Annotated in this window: 4 protein-coding genes, 3 tRNA genes and 3 pseudogenes; 6 read left to right on the top strand and 4 right to left on the bottom strand. The window is 55.1% G+C overall.

Features of this window, described 5'->3' with window-relative positions; all coding sequences use genetic code 11:
* A partial coding sequence (locus ACMX3H_RS15025; protein WP_415211410.1) for a transposase domain-containing protein occupies positions 1-197 on the top strand: 197 nt, incomplete at its 5' end.
* Positions 198-227: 30 nt separating this feature from the next.
* Here ACMX3H_RS15025 and ACMX3H_RS15020 read toward each other — a convergent pair.
* Positions 228-594: pseudogene (locus tag ACMX3H_RS15020) on the bottom strand (amino acid racemase); the annotation flags it as partial.
* Positions 595-769: 175 nt separating this feature from the next.
* On the opposite strand from ACMX3H_RS15020, the pseudogene mgrA reads away from it, so the two are divergent.
* Positions 770-1,759: pseudogene (gene mgrA, locus ACMX3H_RS15015) on the top strand (L-glyceraldehyde 3-phosphate reductase).
* Position 1,760: 1 nt separating this feature from the next.
* Here mgrA and ACMX3H_RS15010 read toward each other — a convergent pair.
* Positions 1,761-2,999 (bottom strand): Nramp family divalent metal transporter, encoded by a 1,239-nt coding sequence (locus ACMX3H_RS15010; protein WP_415211409.1) that lies wholly within the window; start codon positions 2,997-2,999, stop codon positions 1,761-1,763.
* Between the two features lie 375 nt (positions 3,000-3,374).
* On the opposite strand from ACMX3H_RS15010, the gene ACMX3H_RS15005 reads away from it, so the two are divergent.
* Complete coding sequence (locus tag ACMX3H_RS15005; RefSeq protein ID WP_415211408.1) at positions 3,375-4,559, top strand: NupC/NupG family nucleoside CNT transporter; 1,185 nt, start codon at positions 3,375-3,377, stop codon at positions 4,557-4,559.
* 128 nt (positions 4,560-4,687) lie between these two features.
* Here ACMX3H_RS15005 and ACMX3H_RS15000 read toward each other — a convergent pair.
* Both ACMX3H_RS15000 and gltX read right to left on the bottom strand, forming a co-directional pair.
* Positions 4,688-4,763 (bottom strand) — tRNA-Ala (locus ACMX3H_RS15000).
* Positions 4,764-4,889: 126 nt separating this feature from the next.
* Positions 4,890-6,299 (bottom strand): glutamate--tRNA ligase, encoded by a 1,410-nt coding sequence (gltX, locus tag ACMX3H_RS14995; protein ID WP_415211407.1) that lies wholly within the window; start codon positions 6,297-6,299, stop codon positions 4,890-4,892.
* Positions 6,300-6,545: 246 nt separating this feature from the next.
* On the opposite strand from gltX, the gene ACMX3H_RS14990 reads away from it, so the two are divergent.
* From ACMX3H_RS14990 to ACMX3H_RS14980, 3 genes and pseudogenes are all read left to right on the top strand, one after another.
* A tRNA-Val gene (locus tag ACMX3H_RS14990) sits at positions 6,546-6,621 on the top strand.
* Between the two features lie 18 nt (positions 6,622-6,639).
* A tRNA-Lys gene (locus ACMX3H_RS14985) sits at positions 6,640-6,715 on the top strand.
* 398 nt (positions 6,716-7,113) lie between these two features.
* Positions 7,114-7,950 (top strand): annotated as a pseudogene (locus ACMX3H_RS14980) (alpha/beta hydrolase fold domain-containing protein); the annotation flags it as partial.
* Positions 7,951-8,262 lie beyond the last annotated feature (312 nt).

Genomic DNA, 8,262 nt, shown 5'->3' with positions numbered 1-8,262 from the left:
GCAAGAACTATCTGTTCTTCGGTTCGGATAGCGGCGGCGACCGGGCGGCGCTGATGTATACGCTGATCGGCAGTTGCAAACTGAACGGCGTGGAGCCGGAAGCGTATCTACGCCATGTGCTGGCGATTATCGCGGATCATCACATCAACAAAATCAAAGAGCTCCTGCCGTGGAACCTCACCATCCCTGCTGAATAACTGTCAATACGGCGCTGGGCGTACGCTTACGAGCAAACCGACCCGCCGTACCTCCGCGCGATGGATGTGGGCGGCGGTGGCATCAGCAATGTGCAGCAGCGGCAGCGGACAGCGCTGCGCGATATGATCTGCCACTTTATGCATGGTATTGGTGCAAAGAACGATGCCCTGGGCGCCGGCCTGGCGCAGCGCTTGCGCGCGCTCGGCCAGTACCTCCCGCCTCTTGCCAGGCGCCCGCGGACTGCATGCGGGCAATGTCGGCAAAATCCACGTTCGCCAGTACCAGGGAGGCGGAGTGCAATCCGCCCAGGCGCTCGCTGACGCCCTGATTGATTAACCGATAATACGGCACGGTGGATTCCCAACTCATGCCGCCTAGCAATCCAAATGTTTTCATCCGATTTCCTTTGGCGTGCGTCGCCATGGTGAGGAGTACCCAGGCTTTATAGGGTGCCCGTGTGGATAAGTTTTGTGTTATTCCCGGCGCTCAATAAAGATACCGTCTGGCGCACCGTTAGCCCACGTCATTCTGACGCCTTTTTTCTCATTTTGGCGAACAGTAAGGAATCTCTATGGTATATCAGGCCAGCCCGTCCCGTTACGAAACGATGGAATATCACCGCTGTGGCAACAGTGGACTGAAGCTGCCGGCGGTCTCGCTGGGGCTTTGGAACAATTTTGGCGATGCGACATTGTTGGACACCAGCCGCCAAATGCTGCGTCACGCCTTCGATAGGGGCATTACCCATTTCGATCTCGCTAATAATTATGGTCCGCCGCCGGGATAGGCGGAGGAAAACTTTGGCCGGCTGCTGCGCGAGGACTTTACGCCCTACCGCGATGAATTGATTATCTCCACCAAGACGGGCTACACCATGTGGCAGGGGCCTTATGGTGATGGGGGATCGAAGAAATATCTGGTGGCTAGCCTGAACCAGAGTTTGCGGCGCCTGGGGCTGGACTATGTGGATATTTTCTATCATCACCGGCCGGATCCGGACACGCCCCTGGAGAAAACCATGACGGCGCTGGATCTGCTGGTGCGCCAGGGCAAGGCGCTGTATATCGGTCTGTCGAATTACCCGGCGCCGCGGGCGGAGCGGGCATTCGATCTCTTGCGTGAACTGGGCACGCCCTGCCTTATCCATCAGCCGAAATATTCGATGTTCGAGCGCTGGGTGGAACCGCAATTATTATCCAGTCTGGCCCGCCACGGCGTCGGCGCAATCGCCTTTTCGCCGCTGGCGGGCGGGGTACTGACCGATCGGTATATTAACGGTATCCCAGAAGACTCGCGCGCCGCCAGCCAGAGCGTCTTTCTCTCCGGCGCGCAGTTGACCGAAGAGAAGATGGCGAAAGTTCGCCGCCTCAACGCGATGGCCGCCGCCCGAGGGCAAAAATTGGCGCAAATGGCGCTGGCGTAGGTGCTGCGGGGCGATCGGGTAACGTCAGTGCTGATTGGCGCCAGCAAAACCGCGCAAATTGACGATGCGGTCGCCATGTTGTCCAACCGGCAATTTAGCGAGCGGGAGCTGGCCGAGATCGAGGCCATCCTGGCCTGATCTAATGCCCCATGGCGGTGCCGATCAGCAGGTAGATATTCAGCGTGACGACCACCGCCACGATAAGCCAGCCCAGGGTGTTAATGAGCGGCCTATTAACCAATTCGTTCATCAGCTGGTGGTTGCCGGTGAAGACCAGCAGCGGCACGAGCGCCAGCGCGATGCCAAAGCTGAGCAACACCTGGCTCATCACTAGGATGCGCGTCGGATCAAGCCCCAGCAGGATGACCACGAATGAAGGCAGCATGGTTATCACTCGCCGCACCAATAGCGGAATATGGAAATGCACAAACCCTTGCATCACTACCTGGCCGGCCATCGTTCCTACCACCGTGGAGGACAGCCCCGCCGCGACCAGACTCAAACCGAACACCGTAGCGGCGGTATGGTTGAGCAACGGTGACAGGGTTAAGTAGGCTTCATCCAAATCGGCGATACCGGTATGACCGCTGAAATGGAACGCCGCCGCCGCGGTCGCCATCATCGCCAGATTGACGAACCCGGCGATAGTCATGGCGATGGCCACATCCAGTTTAGTGGAAGAGTATCGTTCGGCGCGGCTGCCCACGCGACTGTTCTGGGTCAGCGAGGAGTGCAAATAAATGACGTGCGGCATGATGGTTGCGCCCAACACGCCGGCGGCCAGGAATACCGCTTCGCCGTTGGGCAGCGTCGGCCATAGCATGCCGGCGCCCAATTTGCTTAACACCGGACGGGAATAAAACAACTCGGCGATATAGGCGGCGGCGACAAATAGCAGCAGGCCGCCTATCACGACTTCCAGCGGTTTTTGCCCGCGATTTTGCAGCATTAAGATCAAAAAGGTGACAATGCCGGTAATTATCGCGCCCTGTAGCAGCGTTACCCCCAGCAGCATTTTAAAGCCGATGGCGGCGCCAATAAATTCCGCCAGGTCGGTCGCCATCGCGATAATTTCCGCCTGCACCCAATAGGCCCAGACCGCGGGACGAGGAAAGCGATCGCGGATATGTTCAGCCAAGTTCTTGCCGGTGGCGATACCCAATTTGGCGGACAAAAGCTGAATAAGCATCGCCATGATATTGGCCCATACCACTACCCACAGCAGCCGGTAGCCAAAACTGGCGCCGGCTTGGATATTGGTGGCGAAATTACCGGGATCGATATAACCAATCGCGGCGATAAAAGCCGGTCCGAGGAGGGAAAGCTTCACTTTTTTCGCTGCGCGATTGGCGTTATCCGCAGCACGGCTGTCCACCATAGCAATAACCCTTATCAACTAATATGTTTATGAGAATATACAAATGATAATGATTATCAAATGCATTTATAGCGATTCTGCTTATCTCTGCGATAGCAGCCATTAATGCACAGCACGTCCCACGGTCGGACGGCCCGGGCTTAACGTCGTTTCACCTTGACGCTAAAAGTATAGCATAGGCTATGTTTCAGCCTAGCATAGATCTTAACCTTTCGATCCTAATAATTAACAAAATGCATAAAATTTCGAGTGTGGAGGATAGCCGCGCAGGAAAGAAAGAGGATTTTGCTATATTTGCAACTTATAACTCGTTTTTATCTGCCCAGTTACATAGAATGAGCGGCGAATTCTGCCTGCCTCATTTTTGGAGCAACTATGTCCCGCATTTTGCACTTTGTCCTGGCACTCGCCGTAGTGGCGATCCTGGCAATGTTGGTTAGCCGCGATCGTAAAAGCATTCGCGTGCGTTTTATTATCCAGCTGCTGGCGATTGAAATTTTACTCGCCTACTTTTTCCTCAATTCCCAAATTGGTCTGGGCTTCGTGCAGTGCTTCTCCACCCTGTTCGATAAATTGCTGGGTTTTGCCGCCGAAGGTACCGGTTTCGTGTTCGGCAATATGAATAAACAGGGCCTGGCGTTCTTCTTCCTGAACGTCCTTTGCCCGATTGTATTCATCTCGGCGCTTATCGGCATCCTGCAGCATATCCGCGTGCTGCCCTTCGTTATCCGCATCATCGGTACCGTGCTGTCGAAGATTAACGGCATGGGCAAACTGGAATCGTTCAACGCAGTGAGTTCACTGATCCTCGGCCAGTCGGAAAACTTTATCGCCTATAAGGATATCCTCGACAAAATGTCCGAACGGCGCATGTACACCATGGCCGCCACGGCGATGTCGACGGTGTCCATGTCCATCGTCGGCGCTTATATGACCATGCTGGCGCCCAAATATGTCGTGGCGGCGCTGGTGCTGAATATGTTTAGCACCTTTATCGTTCTGTCTTTGCTCAATCCCTACCGGGTAGAGAAAGATGAAGATTTGCAAATGAGCCATCTGCATGAAGGACAAAGTTTCTTTGAAATGCTGGGCGAGTATATTCTCGCCGGTTTTAAAGTGGCGATTATCGTCGCGGCGATGCTTATCGGGTTTATCGCGCTGATCTCCGCCGTTAACGCGCTGTTTAGTCTGTTGTTCGGCATAAGCTTCCAGGACATCCTCGGTTATATTTTCTTCCCGTTTGCCTGGGTGATGGGCGTGCCCGCGCACGAAGCGCTTCAGGTGGGCAGCATAATGGCCACCAAATTGGTGTCGAATGAATTCGTGGCCATGATCGATTTGCAGAAAGTCGCCGGGGAATTATCGCCACGCTCGGTGGGAATTCTTTCGGTGTTCTTGGTTTCGTTTGCCAACTTTTCTTCGATAGGCATTGTCGCCGGTGCAATCAATGGCCTGAACGAGCATCAGGGCAACGTGGTCTCCCGCTACGGCCTGAAACTGGTCTATGGCTCCACGCTGGTCAGCGTGCTGTCGGCCGCCATCGCCGGCCTGGTGATTTAACGCCGCGCCTGCCGCATTACATGCTCTCCGGCCTGAGGGTCGGGACGGGACAGCCAGGCTGGCCCGTTTTTCCCATGCATTCGCCCTGTACAGACGTAAAAAAACCGGCCTTAGCCGGTTTTTTTTATTGGTGGAGCTAAGCGGGATCGAACCGCTGACCTCTTGCATGCCATGCAAGCGCTCTCCCAGCTGAGCTATAGCCCCGTACACATGATGTCGTCTCTGGTGGACGGGGCGCATGATATGAATTCCAACAAACTCTGTCAACGGCTAAATTCGCCAAACGGGTCAAACGTTGAAAAAGCCGTCAAATCAGCGCTGACGGGCCCTTTATTGCGCCCGCTGGGCGATAAAGTTCAGCGCCAAATCGATGCGCGCCAGAGACCGCGACTGGCCTATCGCATGCACGGTGACATCAAGGGCCGGGGACTGGCCGGCGCCGGTTACCGCAACGCGCAGCGGCATACCGACTTTGCCCATGCCCACCTGCAGTTCCTCGGCCGTTTGTTCAATGGCCGCATGCACCGAGGCCGGCGTCCATTCGTCGAACGCCGCCAGCTTGGCGCGCACCGCCTGCAGCGCCGGGGCCGCCACCGGACGCAAATGCTTCTTGGCCGCGTCGACATCAAATTCGCTGAAATCTTCGTAGAAATAGCGGCAGCTGGCCGCCATCTCCTTCAGAGTTTTGCAGCGCTCGCCCAGCAGTTTCACCAGCTCCGCCAATTGGGGCCCGGTACGGGTATCGATTCCCTGCTGCTCAATATGCCAGACCAGATGCGTTGCAACGTAGTCGGCCGGGAGATGATTAATGTAATGGTGATTAAGCCACAGCAGTTTTTCGGTGTTGAACGCGCTGGTGGATTTGCTTACCGCGCCAAGGCTAAATAACCGCTTCATTTCGTCGACGCTGAAAATTTCCTGATCGCCATGGGACCACCCCAGGCGCACCAGATAGTTCAGCAGCGCTTCCGGCAGAAAACCGTCATCGCGGTATTGCATGACCCCCACCGCGCCGTGGCGTTTGGAAAGCTTCTTGCCGTCATCGCCCAGGATCATCGAGACATGGGCATAATCCGGCACCGGCGCGCCCAGGGCCTTCAGGATATTGATCTGCCGCGGCGTATTATTGATATGGTCCTCACCGCGGATGACGTGGGTTATCGCCATATCGTAATCGTCCACCACCACGCAGAAATTATAGGTGGGCGATCCGTCGGTGCGGCGGATTATCAGATCATCCAGCTCCTGGTTGCTGAACTCGATAGGCCCGCGGATAAGATCGTTAAAGACCACCGAGCCGTCCTGCGGATTGCTAAAACGCACCACGCAGGGTTCATCAGCGGCGTGATGATGGTGGCTGTCGCGGCAGCGTCCGTCGTAACGCGGTTTCTCGCTGCGGGCCATCTGCGCTTCACGCAACGTCTCCAGCCGCTCTTTGGAGCAATAGCATTTATAAACGGTGCCATGGGACAGCATGTCGTCAATGACCGTGTTGTAACGGTCGAATCGTTTAGTCTGAAAATAGGGGCCTTCGTTCCAGTCCAGGTTGAGCCAGTTCATACCGTCCATAATGGCCTCAATTGCCGGCTGCGCTGAGCGCTCAAGATCGGTGTCCTCAATGCGCAGCACGAATTCGCCGCCCAGATTGCGGGCGAACAGCCACGAATAGAGCGCGGTACGCGCACCACCAACATGCAAATAGCCCGTGGGGCTGGGCGCAAAACGAGTTTTAATTTTCATCAGCTACATTGCCTTCATTACGCATGGCGAAGAGCCGAAACGGCGCTTCCGGCCCATAATAAAAAGTGGGAAATAGTCTACCACTTAGGGCCGAATCCTCAACGCCTGTCCTTATCCGGGCGGTTTTTTCACTCAGCCCGGCGCAAAACCGCCCGGGATGGCTAAATTTAATACGAACACGCAAATTCACTGGAAAAATCGTTGACTCATTACGGCGGTTCCCTATAATGCGACTCCACACAGCGGGGGTGATTAGCTCAGCTGGGAGAGCACCTCCCTTACAAGGAGGGGGTCGGCGGTTCGATCCCGTCATCACCCACCAATTCTGACGTCTTTAAGTGGGTCGTTAGCTCAGTTGGTAGAGCAGTTGACTTTTAATCAATTGGTCGCAGGTTCGAATCCTGCACGACCCACCACTTTCCCTTCTTCATTTGCCTTACTGTCGTCTTTATCAACGCCCGTCGCCGCATGGCCTGTCGCGCCGCTGTCAAAGGCACGCTGCTAATACGCCCGTGCATTCAGGTTAAAGTTGGCCGCCGCAAACGGCGCGGCGCTGTGCCCCGTTCCCCTTTCGCTGGTCAAGACGCCGATATGGTGAAGCTTCATTTCATAGGAAAAAGTAATTAAATATCCTGCTATTTAATTGCTCATTATACTAGTCTTGCATCAAAAGTAGCCTATCCGTCTAGGTAATGCTGCTCGGGACGCTGAAACCAATGTCGACACATAAATATCTAACTATTTAATAGCTAGATATTTTATTATTCGTAACCTTTATCACCCCGCAACACCAACGTCAGAAAGGAGAATTGAAATGACAAAACCGATTAGCATCCTGTTTTCCGCTTCGCTGCTGGCCTTAGGCATTAACGCCGCCACCGCCGCGCAGCCCGCGCCGGCACAGAGTCAAGTGCAGGCGTTTTTAACCGTACTTAGCCGCGCCGGCGGCAAACCTATTGAACAGCTGCCGGTACCTGAAACGCGTAAGGTACTGAGCGATGCCCAGGCCGGGGCCAAATTGCCGCCGGCCGAGGTCAGCGAGCAGACCATCCAGGTGGACGGCAAGCCGCTCACGCTGAACATTGTCAAACCTGACGGGGCCGGCGACAAGCCCTTGCCGGTACTTATGTTCTTTCACGGCGGCGGTTGGATCCTGGGAGATTTTCCCACCCATGAGCGGCTGGTGTGGGATTTGGTCAATGCGTCCGGCGCCGCGGCGGTGTTCGTCAACTATAGTCCGTCACCGGAAGCACACTACCCCGTGGCCGTTAATCAGGCCTATGCCGCAACGTGCTGGGTGGCGGAACACGGCGGCGATATTGGAGTGGACGGTGCGCGTCTGGCGGTCGTCGGCAACAGCGCCGGCGGTAATATGGCGACGGTGGTGGCGATGATGGCAAAGGAGAAGGGCGCGCCGCACATCCGTTTCAAGGCGTAGCTCTGGCCGGTCACCGACGCCAATTTCGATATGCCCTCGTATCAGACTTATCAGAGCGGCCATTTCCTGACCCGCAATATGATGAAATGGTTCTGGCAGGTCTATGCGCCCGAAAGTAAACAGCGTCAGGAAGCCTACGCTTCGCCGCTGCGCGCCGGCACCGAAAAACTACGGGGATTGCCGCCGACGCTGATACAGACGGCGGAGCTGGAGTAAGCGCCCCGTGGAGGACGTCTTGAATTATTGGTGGGTTTGTTGTATCAGACAGTAAACCTACGTTACACGCTTATGCTCATTGCATTTTCACATTGTATTGATTTTAATAACTTTTATTTCCATCCTGGTTTGAGTGATATGAAATTAGTGGTTCTGAAGTTTGTGATATATATTTGCCTAGTGCACAGTAATATTTGAGGTCCAGGTCTGCGGAGAACACCCCCACACCTGTCCCTTGCCCATTCTTTGATCCATCCGTATAGATGGAAATCGTTGAGTTCACCTCGATATTTGGGTCTAAGTAAACGT

The sequence above is a fragment of the Sodalis sp. (in: enterobacteria) genome (assembly GCF_047607725.1).
In the GTDB taxonomy this organism is placed as follows: Bacteria; Pseudomonadota; Gammaproteobacteria; order Enterobacterales; family Enterobacteriaceae; genus JBLKSS01.
The sequence above is the reverse complement of the archived record's forward strand: the minus strand, read 5'-3'. Positions and strand labels throughout refer to the sequence as shown.